The 18740-nt window shown below is 72.6% G+C and carries 19 protein-coding genes and 1 pseudogene; 11 read left to right on the top strand and 9 right to left on the bottom strand.

Annotation, left to right across the window (positions count from 1 at the left end):
- On the top strand, positions 1 to 140 hold a 140-nt coding region (locus DTL70_RS19235), incomplete at its 5' end, for a transposase (protein ID WP_147266794.1).
- A gap of 22 nt (positions 141 to 162) precedes the next feature.
- Here DTL70_RS19235 and DTL70_RS19230 read toward each other — a convergent pair.
- Positions 163 to 588: pseudogene (locus DTL70_RS19230) on the bottom strand (alpha/beta hydrolase); the annotation flags it as partial.
- 348 nt (positions 589 to 936) lie between these two features.
- Between DTL70_RS19230 and DTL70_RS19220 the strand changes: the two are divergent.
- Together DTL70_RS19220 and DTL70_RS19215 are read left to right on the top strand one after the other, a co-directional pair.
- On the top strand, positions 937 to 1542 hold the full coding sequence (locus tag DTL70_RS19220) for a TetR family transcriptional regulator (RefSeq protein ID WP_114023170.1): 606 nt from the start codon (positions 937 to 939) through the stop codon (positions 1540 to 1542).
- 80 nt (positions 1543 to 1622) lie between these two features.
- A complete protein-coding gene (locus DTL70_RS19215; protein ID WP_114023169.1) occupies positions 1623 to 3158 on the top strand; it encodes an ATP-dependent DNA ligase in 1536 nt (511 codons plus the stop codon).
- Positions 3159 to 3270: 112 nt separating this feature from the next.
- Here DTL70_RS19215 and DTL70_RS19210 read toward each other — a convergent pair whose 3' ends face one another.
- The 5 genes from DTL70_RS19210 to DTL70_RS19190 form a co-directional block, all read right to left on the bottom strand.
- Positions 3271 to 3690, bottom strand: coding sequence for an HIT family protein (locus DTL70_RS19210; RefSeq protein ID WP_114023168.1), 420 nt, complete (start codon positions 3688 to 3690; stop codon positions 3271 to 3273).
- Positions 3691 to 3705: 15 nt separating this feature from the next.
- Entirely contained in the window at positions 3706 to 4491 is a 786-nt protein-coding gene (locus DTL70_RS19205) for an aldo/keto reductase (protein WP_114023236.1), read from the bottom strand.
- A 340-nt stretch (positions 4492 to 4831) separates the two neighbouring features.
- Entirely contained in the window at positions 4832 to 6346 is a 1515-nt protein-coding gene (locus tag DTL70_RS19200) for a purine-cytosine permease family protein (protein ID WP_114023167.1), read from the bottom strand.
- 285 nt (positions 6347 to 6631) lie between these two features.
- A complete protein-coding gene (locus DTL70_RS19195; protein WP_114023166.1) occupies positions 6632 to 7540 on the bottom strand; it encodes a universal stress protein in 909 nt (302 codons plus the stop codon).
- 186 nt (positions 7541 to 7726) lie between these two features.
- Positions 7727 to 8761 carry an NAD(P)-dependent alcohol dehydrogenase gene (locus DTL70_RS19190; RefSeq protein ID WP_114023165.1) on the bottom strand — a complete coding sequence of 345 codons (1035 nt, stop codon included), beginning with the start codon at positions 8759 to 8761 and terminating at the stop codon, positions 7727 to 7729.
- A gap of 407 nt (positions 8762 to 9168) precedes the next feature.
- On the opposite strand from DTL70_RS19190, the gene DTL70_RS19185 reads away from it, so the two are divergent.
- Positions 9169 to 9903 (top strand): TetR/AcrR family transcriptional regulator, encoded by a 735-nt coding sequence (locus DTL70_RS19185; RefSeq protein WP_114023164.1) that lies wholly within the window; start codon positions 9169 to 9171, stop codon positions 9901 to 9903.
- A gap of 60 nt (positions 9904 to 9963) precedes the next feature.
- Positions 9964 to 12144, top strand: coding sequence for a HelD family protein (locus tag DTL70_RS19180; RefSeq protein WP_114023163.1), 2181 nt, complete (start codon positions 9964 to 9966; stop codon positions 12142 to 12144).
- Here DTL70_RS19180 and DTL70_RS33605 read toward each other — a convergent pair.
- Complete coding sequence (locus DTL70_RS33605) at positions 12121 to 12294, bottom strand: hypothetical protein (protein WP_181860986.1); 174 nt, start codon at positions 12292 to 12294, stop codon at positions 12121 to 12123. The two genes, DTL70_RS19180 and DTL70_RS33605, sit on opposite strands and share 24 nt — an antisense overlap.
- Positions 12295 to 12518: 224 nt before the next feature.
- On the opposite strand from DTL70_RS33605, the gene DTL70_RS19175 reads away from it, so the two are divergent.
- Positions 12519 to 12755: a DUF397 domain-containing protein gene (locus DTL70_RS19175; RefSeq protein ID WP_114023162.1), complete on the top strand. Its 237-nt coding sequence runs from the start codon at positions 12519 to 12521 to the stop codon at positions 12753 to 12755.
- Between the two features lie 262 nt (positions 12756 to 13017).
- Complete coding sequence (locus tag DTL70_RS19170; RefSeq protein WP_114023161.1) at positions 13018 to 13920, top strand: helix-turn-helix domain-containing protein; 903 nt, start codon at positions 13018 to 13020, stop codon at positions 13918 to 13920.
- 31 nt (positions 13921 to 13951) lie between these two features.
- On the opposite strand, the gene DTL70_RS19165 is transcribed toward DTL70_RS19170, so the two are convergent.
- Together DTL70_RS19165 and DTL70_RS19160 are read right to left on the bottom strand one after the other, a co-directional pair.
- The gene (locus DTL70_RS19165) at positions 13952 to 14779 is read right to left on the bottom strand and encodes an SAM-dependent methyltransferase (RefSeq protein ID WP_114023160.1); all 828 of its coding nucleotides are present in this window, start codon (positions 14777 to 14779) and stop codon (positions 13952 to 13954) included.
- Positions 14780 to 15050: 271 nt separating this feature from the next.
- A complete protein-coding gene (locus DTL70_RS19160) occupies positions 15051 to 15506 on the bottom strand; it encodes an ATP-binding protein (RefSeq protein WP_114023159.1) in 456 nt (151 codons plus the stop codon).
- Positions 15507 to 15833: 327 nt separating this feature from the next.
- Here DTL70_RS19160 and DTL70_RS19155 point away from each other — a divergent pair, with 327 nt between their 5' ends.
- The 4 genes from DTL70_RS19155 (at position 15834) to DTL70_RS19140 (ending at position 18732) form a co-directional block, all read left to right on the top strand.
- Positions 15834 to 16691 carry a helix-turn-helix domain-containing protein gene (locus DTL70_RS19155; RefSeq protein ID WP_114023158.1) on the top strand — a complete coding sequence of 286 codons (858 nt, stop codon included), beginning with the start codon at positions 15834 to 15836 and terminating at the stop codon, positions 16689 to 16691.
- A gap of 4 nt (positions 16692 to 16695) precedes the next feature.
- Complete coding sequence (locus DTL70_RS19150; RefSeq protein ID WP_114017946.1) at positions 16696 to 16959, top strand: DUF397 domain-containing protein; 264 nt, start codon at positions 16696 to 16698, stop codon at positions 16957 to 16959.
- Positions 16960 to 17035: 76 nt separating this feature from the next.
- The gene (locus tag DTL70_RS19145; protein ID WP_114023157.1) at positions 17036 to 17860 is read left to right on the top strand and encodes an SAM-dependent methyltransferase; all 825 of its coding nucleotides are present in this window, start codon (positions 17036 to 17038) and stop codon (positions 17858 to 17860) included.
- 47 nt (positions 17861 to 17907) lie between these two features.
- Positions 17908 to 18732, top strand: a complete 825-nt coding sequence (locus DTL70_RS19140; RefSeq protein WP_114023156.1) for an SAM-dependent methyltransferase — start codon at positions 17908 to 17910, stop codon at positions 18730 to 18732.
- Positions 18733 to 18740: the final 8 nt, after the last annotated feature.

The raw sequence follows: 18740 nt of genomic DNA, 5'->3' as shown, positions 1-18740 counted from the left end.
AGCTCTACAAGCGGCGCAACGTCGTGGAACGGTGCTTCAACCGACTCAAGCAGTGGCGTGGCATCGCGACCCGCTACGACAAGACCGCCGAGTCCTACCAAGCAGCCGTCACCCTCGCCTCACTCCTGATGTGGGCGTGACATTTGAAGACAACTCCTAGGGCGAGTCAGCGCAGAGCACGTGGTGGCGGCCGGCCAGCAGGTTCTCGGAACCCGCTTCCGGCGGGTCGGTCCGGATCCGCCCCGGTCGAGGTCCTGCCACGCCTTGGCCAGCGCGGGCAGTGAGGCGTCGCTGAAGAGGCGGTCGAAGGTCAGTCCGCGGAAGCTCGTACCGTCGATGGTGCCGACCGGGTGAGCCGTCAGGCGTGCGGCGAGCCGGTGGTAGGTGGCCGTGACCTGGCAGGGGGGTGCGGCCCAGCCCGTAGCGCGGGTGCTCGGCCGCGTAGGCGGCGAAGTCCGGGAAGCGGTCGTGCATGCCGCGCGCGAGCCGCCGGAACGCCGTGCGGTCGTAGCCGCCGGGGCCGAGGTTGCTGTCGAGCACGATCCGGTCCCCACGCCGGGGGAACAGCGTGGCGTAGACCGCGCCGAGGGTGAGCGCCAGGGCGTTGCGGTGCGTCTTCATCCGGTGTCCTTCTTCCGGCGCTGGTCGTTCGGGTGGGCGGCGCCATGACCGTGCCGCGTCAAGGAGCCGGTGGTGGCGGGGCCGAGGGGACAGTGCGCGCCCGGGCGGTTGCCGCCGCCGTGACCCCCTGCGTTCTCGGCCGTCACCCGGCTGGGCGCGGCCTTCGGCGCAACGGCGGTCGCCACCGCTGCGGCACGTGGCGCCTCCTCGTCGTTGCGTCGTAGCCGACGTCCGCCAACACGCTGTGTTGGTGGACGTGGCGACACACTAGCACGGCGTGCTAGTACGATGTGTTAGTGAAAGGATGGCCGCACGATGAACGACGAGAAGCTGCCCAGCACACGGGAACGGATCCTGGCCGCGGCCGCGGCCATCCTCGCCGAGGACGGCTTGGCGGCACGCCTGAGCGTGCGTGCGGTCGCCGCGCGAGCCGGGGTGAGCACCGGGTCGCTGCGCCACCACTTCCCCACCCAGCGGGACCTGCGCGACGAGGTGACGCACCGCATCTTCGACTGGGTCGCGCGCTCGAGCCGCATCGACGACACCTCCCGGCCTGCCCGGGACCGCCTCGTCGAGTGCCTGGGCGGGATCCTGGCAGCGGCGGGAACCGGACCGCACGCACGCGAGGCCCTGGCCACCGCCGTCAGGACGTTCGTCACCGCCGAGCAGACCGAGCAGGTACGCGAGTCCTATCTGGCGATCGAGCGGGACACCCACAACCGCGTCGAGAGCTGGCTGGCGTCCCTGGCAGAGGAGGGAGCACTGGCAGGGAACGACATCCCGCGCAGCGCCCGTTTCCTGTCCACCGTCGTCAACGGGCTCGCCTTCGAGCGGGCGATGCCGGCACAGGACGCGCTCACGGAACGAGAGCGAGAGACCCTCCACGTGGCGGTGGACGCGGTTCTCCGCACGCACGCCTGAGAACCCCCCTCCGAGCCTCCCCGCCGCCGGTGGGCGCCCGGCGAGGGGCGGGCAGGGCGCGCATCGGCGACGATGGGGCCATGCTGCTGGCAGACATCGCACGCACGTCCGCCCGGATCACCGAGGCGTCCGGCCGCAACGAGAAGGTGTCGCTGCTCGCCGAGCTGTTCGGGCGCACCGGGCCCGACGAGGTGCCCGTCGTGGTCACCTACCTCGCCGGACGTCTTCCCCAGCGCCGCACCGGCGTCGGCTGGAGCACCCTGCGCGAGATGCCGCCGCCTGCCGCGCGGCCCACGCTGACCATCGCCGAGACGGACGCCGCGTTCGCCGCCCTGGCCGGGGTGAGCGGCAAGGGGGCGCAGGCCGCGCGCAAACAGCGGCTGGACGCGTTGCTGGCGCGGGCCACCGCCGACGAACAGCACTTCCTGGTACGGCTGATCGGCGGCGAACTGCGGCAGGGCGCACTGGACGCGTTCGCCGTCGAGGGGCTGGCCGCCGCCATCGGCGCCGAGCCGGGCGAGGTGCGGCGTGCGGTGATGCTCGGCGGCTCGCTCGGCACGGTCGCGCAGGCGCTGCTGGCCGAGGGGCCCGGCGCCCTGTCGCGGTTCGGGATCGAGGTGGGCAGGCCGGTGCTGCCCATGCTGGCGCACACCGCGCGGAGCGTGGACGAGGCCCTCGACAAGGTGGGGCCGTGCGCGGTCGAGGAGAAGCTGGACGGCATCCGGGTGCAGGTGCACAAGGACGGCGACCGGGTGCGTGTCTACACCCGCACCCTGGAGGAGATCACCGACCGGTTGCCGGAGGCCGCCGAGGTCGCCCGGCAGGCCGGCGCGAGCCAGGCGGTGCTCGACGGCGAGGTGATCGCTCTGGCGGAGAACGGCTGGCCGCGCCCCTTCCAGGAGGTCTCGGGGCGGGTGGCCTCCCGGCTCGACGTGGCGGGAGCCAGCAGCGAACTGCCGCTGCACCCGGTCTTCTTCGACGTGCTGTTCCTGGACGGCGAGGACCTGCTGGAGCGGCCGTCGGTCCAGCGGCACGCCGCGCTCGCCCGGGTGCTGCCCGAGGAGCGGCGGGTGCGCCGGGTGCCGGTGCCCGACCCGCAGGACGAGCAGGCGCGCGCCGGCGTGCGGGCGTTCGCAGAGGAGGTGTTGGCGCGCGGGCACGAGGGCGTGGTCGTCAAGGCGCTGGACGCCGGCTACTCCGCCGGGCGGCGCGGGGCCTCCTGGCTGAAGGTCAAACCGGTGCACACGCTCGATCTGGTGGTGCTGGGCGCCGAGTGGGGGCACGGGCGCCGCGCGGGCAAGCTGTCCAACCTCCATCTGGGGGCGCGGCGCGAGGACGGCACGTTCGCCATGCTCGGCAAGACGTTCAAGGGCCTGACCGACGCGCTGCTGGCCTGGCAGACCGAACGCCTCGGGGAGCTGTCGTCCGAGGAGACCGCCTGGGGCGTGCGGGTCAGGCCCGAGCAGGTGGTGGAGATCGGCTTCGACGGGGTGCAGCGCTCCACCCGCTACCCGGAGGGCGTCACGCTGCGGTTCGCACGCGTGGTGCGCTACCGGGAGGACAAGCGCCCCGAGGACGCCGACACCGTGGAGACGGTCACGGCGATGCTCCGCTGAGCCCGCATGCTGCGCCGCCGAGCGGGCGTGCGGGCGCCGCCGGGCCCGCACGCCGCGCCGCCGCCGAGCCCGCGCGCACCGCCGAGCCCGCGGGCGCCGCCGCCGAGGCGGTTCACACTTCCGCTCGGACGCGGGCTGCGACCCGGCGGGCCTCCGTCTCGTCGGCGTAGTGGTGGCGCGGCCAGAAGAAGCCGCGCAGGCCGTCCTTGCGGCGGCGCGGCACCACGTGCGTGTGCAGGTGGGGCACCGACTGGCTGATCCGGTTGTTCTGCGCCACGAAGGACCCGTCGGCCTCCATGCCCCGCTCGACGGCGGCGGCGACGCGGCGTACGGCGGTGAAGTAGGGGCCGACCGACTCCTCGGCCAGGTCGGTCAGCGTCTCCACATGGGCACGCGGGACGACCAGGGTGTGGCCGGGGAAGAGGGGACGCTGGTCGAGGAAGGCGACGGCGGCACCGTCCTCGTGGACGCGGTGGGCGGGCAGCTCACCGGCGATGATCTGACAGAACACGCACTCCGCTGCGGTGGCCATGGCGGCGCCGCCCGGTCAGCTCAGGGTGCGGGGGTCGGGGCCGACGCGGGTGCCGGTCTCCAGGCGCTGGATCTCCCGCAGGTCCTCACCGTCGAGTGCGAAGTCGAAGATGTCGATGTTCTCCCTGATGCGGGAGGGTGTCACGGACTTCGGGATGACGACGTTGCCCAGCTCGATGTGCCAGCGCAGCACCACCTGGGCGGGGGTCTTGCCGTGCTTGGCCGCCGCCCTGCGCACGGCGGGGTCGTCCAGGACGCCGTTGCCGCGGCCCAGCGGCGACCAGGCCTCGGTGTGCACCCCGTGTTCGGCGTCGAAGGCGCGCAGCTGGGGCTGCTGGAGGCGGGGGTGCAGCTCGATCTGGTTGACGGCGGGCACCACACCGGTCTCCTCGAACAGCCGTGTGAGGTGTTCGGGCTCGAAGTTGGAGACGCCGATGGCCTTGGCCCGCCCGCTCTCGTGGATCTCGGACAGCGCACGCCACGTCTGCACGTACAGGTCCCTTGAGGGCACCGGCCAGTGGATCAGGTACAGGTCGACGGCATCGAGACCGAGCCTCTCCAGGGAGTCGTCGAAAGCGCGCAGCGCGACGTCGTGGCCGTGGTCCGTGTTCCACAGCTTGGTCGTGACGAACAGTTCCTCGCGCGGGATGCCGGACTCGCGCAGCGCCTTGCCCGTTCCGCCCTCGTTGCCGTAGAGGGCGGCGGTGTCGACACTGCGGTATCCCGCCGCCAGGGCCGCGGCGACCGTCTCCGCGGCCTCGTCGTCCGGCACCTGGTAGACGCCGAACCCGAGCTGCGGCATCCCGGTGCCGCTGTTCAGCTGGACGGTGGGGACGTGTGCGGTGTTCACGGTGCGACCTCGGCTCTCGCTCTGGGTTCCGGCGGCGTGGGCGGGCCGGGTTGCCGGCCCCCCGTGATCCATTCACGCACATGCCGGTCCCTTCCGCGCCGCACCCCTCCGCCGGACACGCCTCGGTGAGTCCCTGCACCGACCGGGGGCGGTCGGTGCCTGCCGCCTGCCCCGAGCGCTCCGCGTAAACACCCTGGCCCCCCGGCGGAGGGCCGGGGGGCCAGGGCTCTGGAGGGGACGAGAGGCCGGAGGCGGAGGAGGCCGGGGCTCTCCGCAAGGGGGCGCGGCCGGCTCAGGCGGTGGCCTGCGGCTCCTTCTCGCGGGGCGCGGGCAGCACCGCGAACAGTACGGCGGCCAGCAGTACCGTCGCGGCCCAGCCCAGGCCGTTCTCGCCGATCCAGGTGTCGACCAGCGGTCCGGCGAACCACTCGCACTTGGTGAAGGCGAGCCCGAGCACCAGGGCGACGCCCCAGGCCGTCATGGCCTGCCAGCAGAAGCCTCCGACGTACCAGTAGCGGCTGGTGCGCGAGGTGTCGAGCAGCCCGGCCGCGTCGTAGCGGACGGTCTTGTGCCGGCGGCGCAGCATGTCCACCGCGTAGACGCCGACCCAGGCGGAGAAGGAGACGGCCAGCAGCGAGAGGAAGGAGATGAACGAGCCGTAGAAGCTCTTGGCGACGAGCATCAGCAGCAGTCCGCCGACGAGGCTGATCACCGCGTTGATGGAGACGGCCGAGGCGCGGGGCAGCTTGACGCCCATGGTCTGCGCGGTGAACCCGGCGGAGTACATGGACAGGCTGTTGATGAGCACCATGCCGATCAGGGCGATGAGCAGGTACGGCACGGCCAGCCAGCCGGGCAGGGCCTCGCCGAGGAAGGAGACGGGGTCGTTCGTCTTGGCCAGCGCGGGGTCCTTGAACGACATGACGCCGCCCATCAGCACCATCGGCACCAGCACCAGCAGCGCCCCCGAGAGGGTGGTGCCGAAGATCTTGCGGCCCTGTGCGCTGTGCGGCAGATAGCGCGCGAAGTCCGGGCCCGTGGGGATCCAGCTGATGCCGCCCGCCGCGATGGTGCCGATGCCCGCGATGAACATGGCCGTGCCGCCCGCGGGACGCGAGAAGACCTCGCTCCACTCGATGGTGGTCACCAGGTAGGCCAGCACGAGGACGGTGAAGACCCCGAACAGGTAGGTCGACCAGGTGTTGCAGATGTTGAGCACCTTGCGGCCCATGCCGCTGACGAGGAACGTCACACCGACGAACACGAGCAGCGTGACGACGATGAGCGGGGTGCTGCTCTCGATGCCGAACAGCAGCCGCAACACGGTGAGCACGGCGTACGCGCCCGTGACCGCGTTGATCGTCTCCCAGCCGAAGCGCGCGACCCACAAGATCATGCCGGGGAAGTAGTTGCCCCGTACGCCGAAGGTCGCCCGCGAGAGCATCGCGCCGGGCGCGCCGCCCCACTTGCCGGAGACGGACAGCAGCCCGACCAGGCCGAAGGAGACGGACCCCGCGATGGCGGCCGCGAGGAGCACCTGGAAGAAGTTGAGGCCGTTGAAGACGACGAGTCCGGCGCCCATGGTGAGGAGCAGGACGCTGATGTTGGCGGCAACCCAGGTGGGGAACAGTTCGCGGACCCGGCCGCGCCGCTCGTGGTCGGGTACGGGCTCGATGCCTCGGGTCTCGACGGTCTCGTCGACGGCTGCGGCGGTCGCCGGGGCGGAAGCGGAAGGGTCGGCCGTGGAGGCCGAAGGGGGCGCCGTAGCGGCGCCGTCGGCGCCGGCTACGCCGGGACGAACTGCCATGGGATGGGGCTCCGTGCGTGGTTCTCTGGTGCGACGTGCGTCATTGCAGGGTCCTGACCAGGACGTGAGGGGACTCTACGCGCGTTGCATTGCGCCCTCTATCGTACAGAACCACACGATCGGCCCCCGCCGCTTCGGGTGATCCTACGAAACGGCGGGCTCGCCCGGAGAGCCGGCCGGTCGCCCGAAGCGGAACGTCGGCCGCGCCGGGAGACGGCCCGCAGCCCGGCCGAAGGGGGCGGCCCCGATGAGGGGCTGATGAAGGCCCAATCGAGGCGGCGCCCCTCAGGGCACCGGCACCAGCACCACAGAGCACGCCGCGTGCTGGAGGACCGCGTTGACCACGGGGCCCACCTGGAGGCCGAGGCGACGGTGCTCCCGCCGTACGCCCAGCACGATCCGCTCCGCGCCGTCGCTCATCCTGATCAGGTTCTCGGCCGCCGCGCCCTGGTGCTGCGCGGTGTGCACCTCCACGTCGCCGTACCGCTTCCGGAACGGCTGCACGGCCTCCGCCAGAAACTTCTCCGCGCGCTTCGTCTCCTCCGACGGCTCCTTCGGCGACAGCTTGAGCGACACCCCGGGCAGCGTCGGATAGTTCCAGGAGTGCACCACCCACAGCGTCGACCCGTCGCGCTGCGCCGACTGGAAGGCGAACTCGACCGGCTCGGTGGCACCGGCCCACTTCAGCCCGACCACCGTGTCACCGACCCGGGCCGTGCCGGGCTCGGGCACCTCACCGCGCACCACCATCAGCGGCCCGGCAGCGTGCGCCGCGAGCCGCAGGCCCACCGAGCCGAGCAGCAGGCCGCGGAAGCCCCCGCGCCCCCTGGTGCCCACCACGGTGAGGTCGGCCGTACGGCTCGCCCGCACCAGCGCGTCGACCGCGGGCTCGCGCACCCCCGCCGGCGTGACGGTCAGCCCGGGCACCCGCTTGCGGGCCCGCTCGGCGGCGCCGTCGGCCACCTCCTGTCCCGCCCGGCGGATCCGCTCGGTGTCGGAGTCCGTCTCGGGTACGACGCTGCGCCGGGGCGGCGCGGCGCCGCACAGCACCTCCAGCTCGGCGCCGCGGCGAACGGCCTCGTCGGCGGCCCGGTCCAGCGCGCGGAGAGAGTGCGGGGAACCGTCGACTCCGACCACGACACGGCCGGTCGAGGGGGCGGGCGCCTCGGCGGAGCGCTCGTTGGTCTGCGGCATGTCGTCTTCTCCTCGCGTCCTGCGACGTCCTCGCGTCAGGGCCGGGTACCCCGCCAGTGTCGGTCACACGGCGCGTTTGCGGGAGAAGGCGCGGCACAGCGAACACGGCGGAAACAGCGGAGAGAGCGGAGAGAGCGGGCCGCCGGGCGCTCCCCCGCCTGCGAGGGGCCGGGCGTCCCGCGCGTCTCAGGGCACCATCACCGCGCGGCCGTTGACCTTCCCCTCGTGCAGGAGCTCGTAGGCGCGGGGCGCCTCGTCCAGGGGGAACCGCTCGACGTGGATGTCGAGCACGCCTCGGCGGGCCAGGGCCAGCACCTCCTCCAGCTCGGACCTGCTGCCCCAGTACGGGGAGCGCACCGTCGTCTCGTACGGCAGGATGCCGAATCCGACGGGCAGGGAGCCGCCGCCGATGCCCACGAGAGTGACGTCGCCTTCGATGCCCACGCTCTGGCCCGCGAGCGCCGTGGTGGGCGGGACGCCGACGAAGTCGAGTACGGCTGCGGCGCCCTGACCCTCGGTCAGCTCGCGGATCCGGTCGGCGGCCTTGGTGTCCGAGAGCAGTACCTCGTGGGCGCCGACGTTCCTGGCGAGCTCCAGCTTCTCCTCCGAGACGTCCAGCGCGACGACGCGGGCCGGGGTCATGGCCCGCAGCAGCTGGATGCCGATGTGGCCGAGGCCGCCGGCGCCGATGACGACGGCCGTGGTCCCGGCGACCAGCTTGGGCACCGACAGCTTGACCGCGTGGTACGGCGTCAGCCCGGCGTCGGTCAGCGGAGCCGTGGTGACCGGATCGAGATCGCCCAGCGGCACCAGATGGCGCGCGTCGTCGACGAGCAGGTACTCGGCCATGGCGCCCGGCGCGCCCAGCCCTGGCGGGAAGATGGCGTCCCGGTCGGCGCGCAGGCAGTAGTTCTCCTTGCCCTGGGCGCAGTTGTGGCAGACACCGCAGCCCCAGGGCCCGTACACCGCGACGGACTCCCCCACCTGGACGCCGCTCGCGCCGTCACCCAGGGCCGCCACCGTGCCGACGCCCTCGTGGCCGAGGGTGAGCGGGAGGGGGAAGCGGAGCTGTTGCGCGGTCATGCCCATCACGGCGAAGTCCGAGTGGCAGGCGCCGGCCGCGGTGACCTCCAGCAAGACCTGTCCTGGACCGGGTTCGGGGTCGTCCACCGTGGTGAGGACGGGCGGTTCTGAGATGCGCTGGTACTGGAGGGCCTTCATGCGGGCTCCCGGCTGATGGCTGGTGGCTCCTGGCTGGCGACTTCTGGCCGGCGGCTCCTGGCTGGCGACTTTGTCCGGCGGCTTCTGGCCGGCGGCTTCGGTGTCCGGCTGCCGGCTTCCGGCCGCCGCTCGGTGTGGTCGGTCGGTCCCTGAGCACCGTCGGCGTGCTCCGCGGCGGCCGGCCGGCACGGATGCCGTGGCCGGCCGCCGCGGAGTGGCAGTTCAGGTCGCGACCTGTCCTGACTGCCGGCCGCCCCCGCCTGGTCCGCGCCGCGCCGCGAGCGGGCTCAACTCCACTACAGCAGCACGTCACGGCCGCCGCAAAGGGAACGCGGACACGGCGTCCGCCATGCAGATACCCGGTTACGAATGTAACTCGGTTACGTTTCCCTGCTACGGTCGTCCCCATGAGCGAATCCCCCTCCGGGCTGCGCGAGCGCAAGCGGCAGCGCACCTACCAGGCGATCTCCGACGCGGCCGTGTCCCTCTTCCTGGCCAAGGGGTTCGACGCCGTCTCCGTGTCCGAGATCGCGGACACCGCCGAGGTCTCCAAGCCGACCCTCTTCCGCTACTTCCCCGCCAAGGAGGACATGGCCCTCCACCGCTTCGCCGACCACGAGGACGAGGCGGCGCGGGTGGTCGCCGCCCGCACACCGGGCGCCGCACCGCTCGGCGCGCTGGAGGCGCACTTCCTCGCGGGGCTCGACGCCCGGGACCCGGTCACCGGGCTGTGCGACGACCCGGAGGTGCTCGCCTTCCACCGGCTGCTGTACGGCACCCCCAGCCTGGTGGCCCGCCTGCACTCCTACACCGCGCGCTCCGAGGCGGCGCTGGCCGCCGAGCTGGCCGGGGTGGCCGACGGCTCGGACGACGGCCCGAGCAGCAGCTCGGCGGACAGCTCAGGCGCCGGGCCAAGCGACGAGCCGGCACAGGGCTCGGCGCACGGCTCGGGCGCCGGACGCGCGGCGCTGACGGCACAGCTGGCCGCCGGGCAGATCATCACCGCCCAGCGCGTCCTCGCGCTGGAGAACTGGCGCCGCGTCGCGCGCGGCGCGAGCGCGGAGCGCTGCCTGGTGACGGCGCGCGAGGACGCCGTCCACGCCTTCGCCCTCCTGCGCACCGGCCTGGCCCCGTACGCCTGACCGCCACCGCCGCGCCCCGACACCGGGCGCCGCGGCACCCACCACGAAGAGGAGCGTTCCATGCCGGGGGAAGACCCCACCCACGACGCCGCTCCCGGCGCCGAGCCGGCCGCCGAGTTGGCCACGGAACTGGCCACTGAGCGCGCCTACACCGACACCTGCCGGGCCGCGCTCGACCGTACGGACGCCGCCACCCGTCAGCGGGTGCGGGAGGGCGCGGGCGTGGTGACCGGCCGCCACTCGGGCGACGCCGCCGAGGAAGGCGTCGCGGGAGACGGGGCGAGCGCCGAGGCGCTGGGCCGGTACCTGCGCAGCCGCGCCAAGGAGGTACGGGAGGAGCCCGACGGGCCGCCGTTCTTCGGCCGGCTCGACTTCCGCAGCGAGGGCCCGGCGGGCGACGAGGCCGGGGAACACCGCGGCCAGCGGTACTACATCGGCCGCCGCCGGGTCAGCGCACACCCCTCGGCCCCGCCGCTGGTGCTGGACTGGCGGGCGCCCGTCTCGCGCGCCTTCTACCAGGCGACGGCCCGCGTCCCGCAGGGCGTCGGCTCGCGCCGCCGGTTCGGCTGGGCGCCGGGCGGCACGGGCGCGGCCGCGGACCTGACGGGCCTGGAGGACGAGCCGCTGGCCGACGCGGGAGCCGGCGGGGACGGCGCCGCCTCGGCGCTGAGCAGCGGCATCGTCGCCGAGGAGATCGAGCGCCCCCGCGTCGGCCCGATGCGCGACATCGTCGCCACCCTCCAGCCCGAGCAGGACGACCTGGTCCGCTCGGGCCCCGGAACGTCCCTGTGCGTCCAGGGCGCGCCCGGCACGGGCAAGACCGCCGTCGGACTCCACCGCGCCGCCTACCTCCTCTACACCTACCCGCGCCGGATCGAGCGCGGCGGGCTCCTCGTCGTCGGACCCAACGCGGCGTTCCTGCACTACATCTCCGCGGTGCTGCCCTCTCTCGGCGAGGGGGGCGTGCGCCAGTGCACGGTGGCGGATCTGCTGCCCGCGCACGAGGTGACGGCCGAGGACGCCCCGGACGCCGTGGAGGTGAAGCACGACGCGCGCATGGCGAGCGTGCTGCACCGCGCCCTGTACGCACGGGTGGGGCTGCCGGACGGGCCGCTCGCGGTGCCGGACGGCTCCTACCGGTGGCGGCTCGGCGAGGAGGAGTTGCGCGCGATCGTCGAGGAGACACTGGCCCAACAGCCGCCCTACGAGGTCGGCAGGGAACGGGTGCGGGCGCGTACCGTCGCGCTGCTGCGCGACCGCGCCGAGCGCCGCGCGGGACCGCCGGGCGGCGAGTGGCTGCGCCGTATGGGCAGGAAGAGGGAGCTCACCGCCTTCCTGGACGCGGTGTGGCCCAGGGCGCGGCCCGAAGAGGTCGTCGCCGGCCTGCTCGGCGACGCCCGGGTGCTGGCGGCGGCGGGCGAGGGGCTGCTGGAGGCACCCGAGCAGCGTGCCCTGCTGTGGGCGGGCCGCCGCCCGCGCACGCCCCGCACGGCACGTTGGTCGCGGGCCGATCTGCTGCTGCTCGACGAGGTGGCGGGGCTGATCGAGCACCCCGAGGAGAGCTTCGGGCACGTGGTGGTGGACGAGGCGCAGGACCTCTCCCCCATGGAGTGCCGCGTCCTGGCGCGTCGCAGCCGCTTCGGCTCGCTGACCGTGCTGGGCGACCTGGCCCAGGGCACCACCGCATGGGCGGCCCGCGACTGGGAGTCGCAGCTGACGCACCTGGGCGCGCCCGACGCGGTCGTCACGCCGCTGACCACGGGGTTCCGGGTGCCTGCTGCGCTGGTCGAGGTCGCCAACCGGCTGCTCGGCTCACTCCGGGTGCGGGTGCCTGCCGCGCGGTCGCTGCGCCCGGGCGGGGAGTTGACGAGGGTGCCGGTGGCCGCGCCCGCCGAGGTGCCGGCGGTCGTGGCCGAGCGGGTGCGGGGCGCGCTGGAGCGGGAGGGCTCGGTCGGGGTGATCGCCGCCGGGGCGCGGGTGGCCGCACTGCGGGACGCTCTGTCCGCCGCGGGCGTCCCGTCCGAGGAGCCCGGCGAGGAGGCGTCGGCGGCCCGGGTCACCGTCGTGGACGCCGAGCTCTCCAAGGGGCTGGAGTACGACCACGTCGTACTCGTGGAGCCGGCCGAGATCGCGCGGAGCGGGCCCCGCGGGCTCCACCTGCTCTACGTCGCGCTCACCCGCGCGGTCTCGCGGTTGGAGATCGTCGGCGCGCGGGGGCTACCGGCAGCCGTGGCCGCCTGAGGCCGGTCCCGTGGCCGCGAGATCGCGGAGCCAGTCGGGCCGATCGGCGATCTCCAGCAGCAGAAGCAGTCGCGTGAGGGGGTTGTCCACGTCGGAACCGTCTTCCACCGGGTCCGCTGCGGCGGGGGGTCGGGCGCCTGGTGTGGTCACTGGAGCTCCTGTAGGCGGACGGATGATCGTGAACTCCGTTGTCGAGCGGCGGAGTTGAGACCCCGGAGGCACAGGGGTGGAGTACGACGGGCATTGTGGCGGGTCCGTACTTACTTCTGCAAGTACAGATGCAAGTACATCTGCAATCACGCTCGGCTGTGAGACGCTTTTCGACGTCGCAACCGCCCACGGGGGAAACGCAAGTGACGTAGGGAGAGACGTACATGCAGATCGAGAACGGCATCGAGGCCACCCGGATCGAAGGCGCGGTGTGGCGCAAGAGCCGCCGCAGCAACCCGAACGGCAACTGCGTGGAGGTGGCCACCCTTCCCGACCGGGGTGTCGCGATGCGCAACTCCCGCTTTCCTTCGGGCCCCGCCCTCGTCTACACCCCCGCAGAGATCGCGGCGTTCGTCCAGGGCGCCAAGGACGGCGACTTCGACGACCTGCTGGAGAGCTAGCGCTGACCCGTCGCTCCACCAGCTGAAAAGCAAGACCCCACGGCGCCGCCGCCGCACGACACGGACGTGCGGCGGCGGCTCACGTGTGCACCGGCGCACCGCCCGGTGCCGACGGCCCCGCCGGCGCGCCGAGTTCACAGGTGCACCGCACCGCCACACGAGCCGCTGAATCCGGTCACGTCACCGGTATGGCTGTACGCCCGGTGAGCGGAATGGGACACTGAGCGTCCGGACAGTCACTCAGGGAAGCAAGGCGGGCGCGATGGCAGTACAGCCGCGGCGCGAGGCGTCGCCCGGACGCATCCTCGACCACCCCAGAGGCGGTCCGACGATCCTGCGCATCGTCCTGGGCACCCAGTTGCGGCGGCTGCGCGAGGAGCGGGGCATCTCACGCGAGGACGCGGGCGAGGCGATCCGCGGCTCGCACGCCAAGATCAGCCGCCTGGAGCTCGGCCGGGTCGGCTGCAAGGAACGCGACGTCGCCGACCTGCTGACGCTGTACGAGGTGTGGGACCCGCAGGACCGGGAGGAGTATCTCGCGCTCGCGCGCCAGGCCGGTTCGCCCGGCTGGTGGCAGAAGTACAGCGACGTGATGTCGCCGTGGTTCGACCGGCTCATCGGGCTGGAGGAGGCCGCCTCCCTCATCCGCATGTACGAGGTGCAGTTCGTCCCCGGCCTGTTGCAGACGCGGCAGTACGCGCACGAGGTCATCCGGCTCGGCCACCCCAGGGACGACGCGCGGCGCAGCGAGCGCCGCATCGAGTTGCGCATGGAGCGCCAGGCCATACTCGACCAGCCGCACGCCCCCCGGCTGTGGGCCGTGATGGACGAGGCGGCGCTGCGCCGCCCGCTGGGCTCCCGCCAGGTGATGCGGGCCCAGATCGAGCACCTGATCGAGGTGGCACAGCGGCCCAACGTCACGCTGCAGATCGCCCCGTTCAGCCTGGGCGGCCTCGCCGCGGCCGGCGGTCCCGTCACCATCCTCCGCTTCCTGGAACCCGACCTGCCCGACATCGTCTATCTGGAGCAACTCACCAGCTCCCTCTACCTGGAGAAGCGCGACGAGGTGGAGGGCTACCTGGTGGTGATGGACCGCCTGTGCGCCATGGCCGAGCCCCCGGCCAGGACGCTGACGTTCCTGGAGAAGCTGCTCAGCGAGTACTGAGCGCTCAGCGGCGGGTCGGCCCGGTGGCGGATCAGCGTTTGCGGGCCACTCCGCCGTACTCGAACCAGACGTCGTCGGTGTGGCGGCAGCGCAGGTCCGAGTCCGGGCGCCAGCCCGTGATCTCGACCAGTCCCGGGTCGATGACGTCGAGCCCGGCGAAGTAGCCCGCCACCTCGTGGGGTTCGCGGACCCGGCCCCACTGCCCCTGGGTGCTGCGGCCCATGAAGTCGGTGACGAACTCCCTGGTTTCCGCGTCGAGGCTGACCAGTTGGTTGAGCACGATGAAGCTGCCGGACGGCACCCGCGCCATGACCCGTTCCACGAGGGCCACCGGGTCGGAGGCATCGGGCAGACAGTGCATCACCGAGACGAAGAGCAGCGCGACGGGTGCGCCCCGGTCGATGAGGCGGCCCACCTCGGGGCTGTCGAATATCGCGTCGGTGTCCCGCATGTCAGCGCGTATCACCGCGGTGCGGGCGTTCTCCTCCAGCAGGGCACGGCCGTGGGCGAGGACGATGGGGTCGTTGTCGACGTAGACGACGCGGGCGCCGCCGTCCACCCGCTGGGCCACCTGGTGGACGTTGTCCTGGGTGGGCAGGCCCGAGCCGTGGTCGATGAACTGGCGCACCCCGTACTCCCGGCTCAGGACGTGCACGACGCGCCGCAGGAAGCTGCGGTTGTCGAGCGCGAGCGCGCGGGTGCCCGGCACCTTCCGGTCCAGTGCCGCCACCGCCTCGCGGTCGACGGCGTAGTTGTCCTTACCGCCCAGATAGTGGTCGTACATCCGGGACACGCTCGGAACGGTGACGTCGACCGCGTCCACTCCGAAATCGTCCGCCCCGGCCAGCTCTTCCCGCATCGGTGCCCCACGTGTTCCCCGTGCATCGCGCACTCTGCCAGCGCGTGCGCCTGCCCTGGCGGGAAGCATGACACGCCGGAAGCGGTCTGGACCACGTCAATCGGCCTGTCACGTGCGGAAATTGAGAAGGTGCGCGGTACATACCGGGAGGTTCCGGGGCGGTTGCGACGCGCCCACCGCACGCGCCTCAGCCGGCCGCGCGTCTCAGCCGGCCGCGCGGGCTGTGCCTGCCGTACCGCTCAGGCGCGGCGCAGCTCAGCCGCCGTACCGCTCAGCCGGTCGTGCCCAGCTCCGCCCAGACGACGCGGCCGCACCGGGTGTCCCGGGCCGAGACCCCCCATCGCTGGGCGAGGGCGCCCACGAGCTGGAGGCCGCGCCCGTTGACCTCGTCGGGCCCCGCGCTGCGTGGCTGCGGTGCCCGGGTCTGGGTACCCTCGTCCGTGACCTCTATACGCAGCCTGCTGCCGTCCAGATGGATGCTGCACCCTATGCGCCCCGTGTCGGTGTGCAGGACGGCGTTGGTGACGAACTCGGAGATGACCAGCTGCGCCGTGTGCCCGAGGTCCTCGGGGAAGCCCCAGCGGAGCAGGTGGCTGCGCAGGTGGGCGCGGGCACGGGCCACGGACGAGGTGTGTGCCGGAAGCTCGAATCCCTCCTGCCGCGCTTCGTCGGCCACGGCGGCCGGTGCGGGTGAGGAGAGCTGTGCAGGGGGATACGAGGAGGCCACGGGATCGCCTTCCGTCTACCTGTGGGGTGTGGGGACGGCTGCCGGCAGGTGTTCCGCACGGCCCTCAGAGGCGCTGGCGCACGCGTGAGTGAGCCGGGGGGCTGTTACCGGCAGGCCCTCCGGCGATGCGGACGTTGGTGTGCGGCTCCGGTGCCGCAGCTGCATGAGCTGGGTCACGCTCTTCACTATGCGCAGCCTCTTTCACAGATGGCAAGAGGAGTTCTGCAATTCGCAGAATCGAATGGGCAGTATGGCTGCTGCACGAGAGCCATGGCAGACTGCTCAGGCATCAGGGTCCGCCCGGGGAGGCAAGTCGAGGAGGCAGTAGTGGCCGAGGCCCGTTCCGCGCCGACTGTGGGGCAGATAGTGCTCGGCCTGCGCCTGCGTGACCTGCGGGAGCGCGCGGGCTGCTCCTTCGCCGAGGCCGCGCATGCACTGAGCGTGAACACGACCACGGTGCGCCGCATGGAAAAGGCGGAGGTCGGGCTCAAGCCCCCGTACGTGGAGAAGCTGCTGAGCATGTACGGCCTCTCCGACGAGGAGGCCGCGTCCTTCCTCACCCTGGTGGAGGAGGCGAACCAGCCCGGCTGGTGGCACAGCTTCCGCGACGTGCTCCCCGCCTGGTTCAGCCTCTACGTGAGCCTGGAGGGCGAGGCCAGCCTGATCAGGGCGTACGAGCCGCACTGCGTACCCGGACTGCTCCAGACGGAGGACTACGCGCGTGCGCTGCTGCGCACCGGGTTCCCCTCCGCCGACGAGGACGAGCTGGACCGGCGGGTCCAGCTGCGCATGGGGCGCCAGCGGCTTTTGGAGGGCCCGCGGGCGCCGGTGCTGTGGGCCGTGCTCGACGAGCAGGTGCTGCGGCGCCACGTGGGCTCTCCCGAGGTCATGCGGGGCCAGATCGACCACCTCGCCGAGATGACCAGAGCGCAGAACATCACGCTTCAGATCATCCCGTTCACCTCAGGTGCGCACCCCGGCATGTTCGGGCCCTTCCAGCTGTTCCGTTTCGAGATTCCGGAGCTCCCGGACATCGTCTACACGGAGAGCCTGACGGGGGCCACGTACCTGGACCAGCGTCCGGACACCGCCGCCTACCTGGAGGTGCTGGACCGCATGGGCGCGCAGGCCGCGCCAGTACCACACACCGAGACCGTCCTCGGTGAGATCCGCAAGGAGTTTTAGAACCATGGGTCACACAGGCCACACCCGCCCCCACATATACAACGGCATGCCGGCCAAGAACCTCGGCACCGAGGGCTGGCAGAAGCCGTGGAGCGGCACCAACGGGGGCAGCTGCGTGGAGGCGATGAAGCTCGGCGACGGCCGGGTCGCCCTGCGCCAGTCCACCGACCCCGAGGGACCGGCGCTGATCTACACCACCCACGAGTTCGAAACCTTCCTCCAGGGCGCCAAGCAGGGCGTGGCCGACTTCCTGCTGGCCTCCGACTGACGCGACGACCCCGGGCGGCGCCACCGAGCGGCGAGCCGCCCGCCAGCAGTACCGGACCGGAGAACGGAGAGGCCGCATGACGGCAGAGGGAAACCTCCCCGGCATAGACACCACCAAGCCGCACTCGGCGCGGATGTACGACTACTACCTCGGGGGCAAGACCCACTACGAGGCGGACGTGCAGGCGGCCGAAGCGGTGATCGCGACCGTGCCGTTCGCCGGGGGCATGGCGCGTGCCAACCGCGATTTCATGATCCGCGCCACCCGCTGGCTGACCTCCGAGGCGGGGGTACGGCAGTTCCTGGACATCGGCAGCGGCATCCCCACCGAGCCCAACCTCCACCAGATCGCCCAGTCGGTGGCCCCCGACGCGCGGGTCGTCTACACCGACAGCGACCCGATCGTGCTCCAGTACGCGCAGGCGCTGCTGCACAGCACCCCCGAGGGCCGCACCGCCTACCTTCAGGCGGACGCCGCCCGCCCGGCGAGCATCGTCGACTCCGACGAGCTGCGCTCCACTCTCGACCTGACCCGTCCTGTCGCCCTCTCGGTCAACGCGCTCTTCCACTTCGTCCCCGACGAGTGGGGTCCCTACGAGATCCTCAAGGGGCTGCTGGAGCGGCTGCCCTCCGGCAGCTACCTGTGCCTCTCGCACGCCACCGCCGACATCGACGACCCGGCGCTCGCCGAGCTGGGCCGCGACGTCGAGGAGATCTACGCCAAGGGCGGGACGACTCTCAGGCTGCGGGACCGCGCGGAGGTCGCCCGGTTCTTCGAGGGGCTCGAGCTGGTCGAGCCCGGCATCGTGATGGCGCACGACTGGCGCCCGGACCCCGAGCAGGTCACCGAGCTCAAGGAGGGGCAGCCCAGCATGCTGGCGGCGGTGGCCCGCAAGCCCTGAGCGAGCGGCACGGCCGCCGGGACGCACGGACGACGGAGGGGGAGCACGTGCCCGAGCACGGCAGCGCGCCGCCGATCGACACGACCAGACCGCACGCGGCGCGGATGTACGACTACTACCTCGGGGGCAAGACGCACTACGAGGCGGACGTACGGGCGGCCGAGTCGGTGGTCTCCGTGCTTCCCGAGATCGTGGCGGCGGCCCGCGCCAACCGCGACTTCATGGCGCGGGTGACCCGCACGCTGGCGGCCGACCACGGTGTCGCCCAGTTCCTCGACATCGGCAGCGGCATCCCCACCGAACCCAATCTCCACCAGATCGCCCAGTCGGTGCTCCCCGAGGCGCGGGTCGTCTACACCGACAACGACCCGATCGTCCTCCAGTACGCCCACGCCCTTCTCCGGAGCACTCCCGAGGGGCGCACCGCCTACCTCCACGCGGACGTCACCGACCCCGGGAGCATTCTCGGCGCCGCGGAGCTTCGCGACACCCTGGATCTGAGCCGGCCCGTGGCCCTGTCGGTCAACGCGCTCCTCCACTTCGTCCCCGACGGCCGCGATCCGCACGGCATCGTGGCCGCGCTGCTCGAACCGCTGGCTCCCGGCAGCTTCCTGTGTGTGAGCCACGGCATCGCCGACCTGCCGGACGACGGGACCTCGGACCGGGCCGACGACGTCATCGGGATCTATCAGCGGGGCGGTACGGCGTTCGTGCCGCGCAGCCGGGAGCAGGTCGCCCGGTTCTTCGACGGTCTCGACCTCCTCGATCCCGGTGTCACGATGGCGCACCTGTGGCGGCCCGACGGCGATCCGGCTCAGCGCCTGCCGAGGGAGGCGCTGACCCTGCACGCGGGGGTGGCCCGCAAGCCGTGACGCCGCGG

Source organism: Streptomyces diacarni (assembly GCF_003323715.1).
Classification (GTDB): domain Bacteria; phylum Actinomycetota; class Actinomycetes; order Streptomycetales; family Streptomycetaceae; genus Streptomyces; species Streptomyces diacarni.
This window is presented reverse-complemented; position numbering and strand designations above follow the sequence as displayed.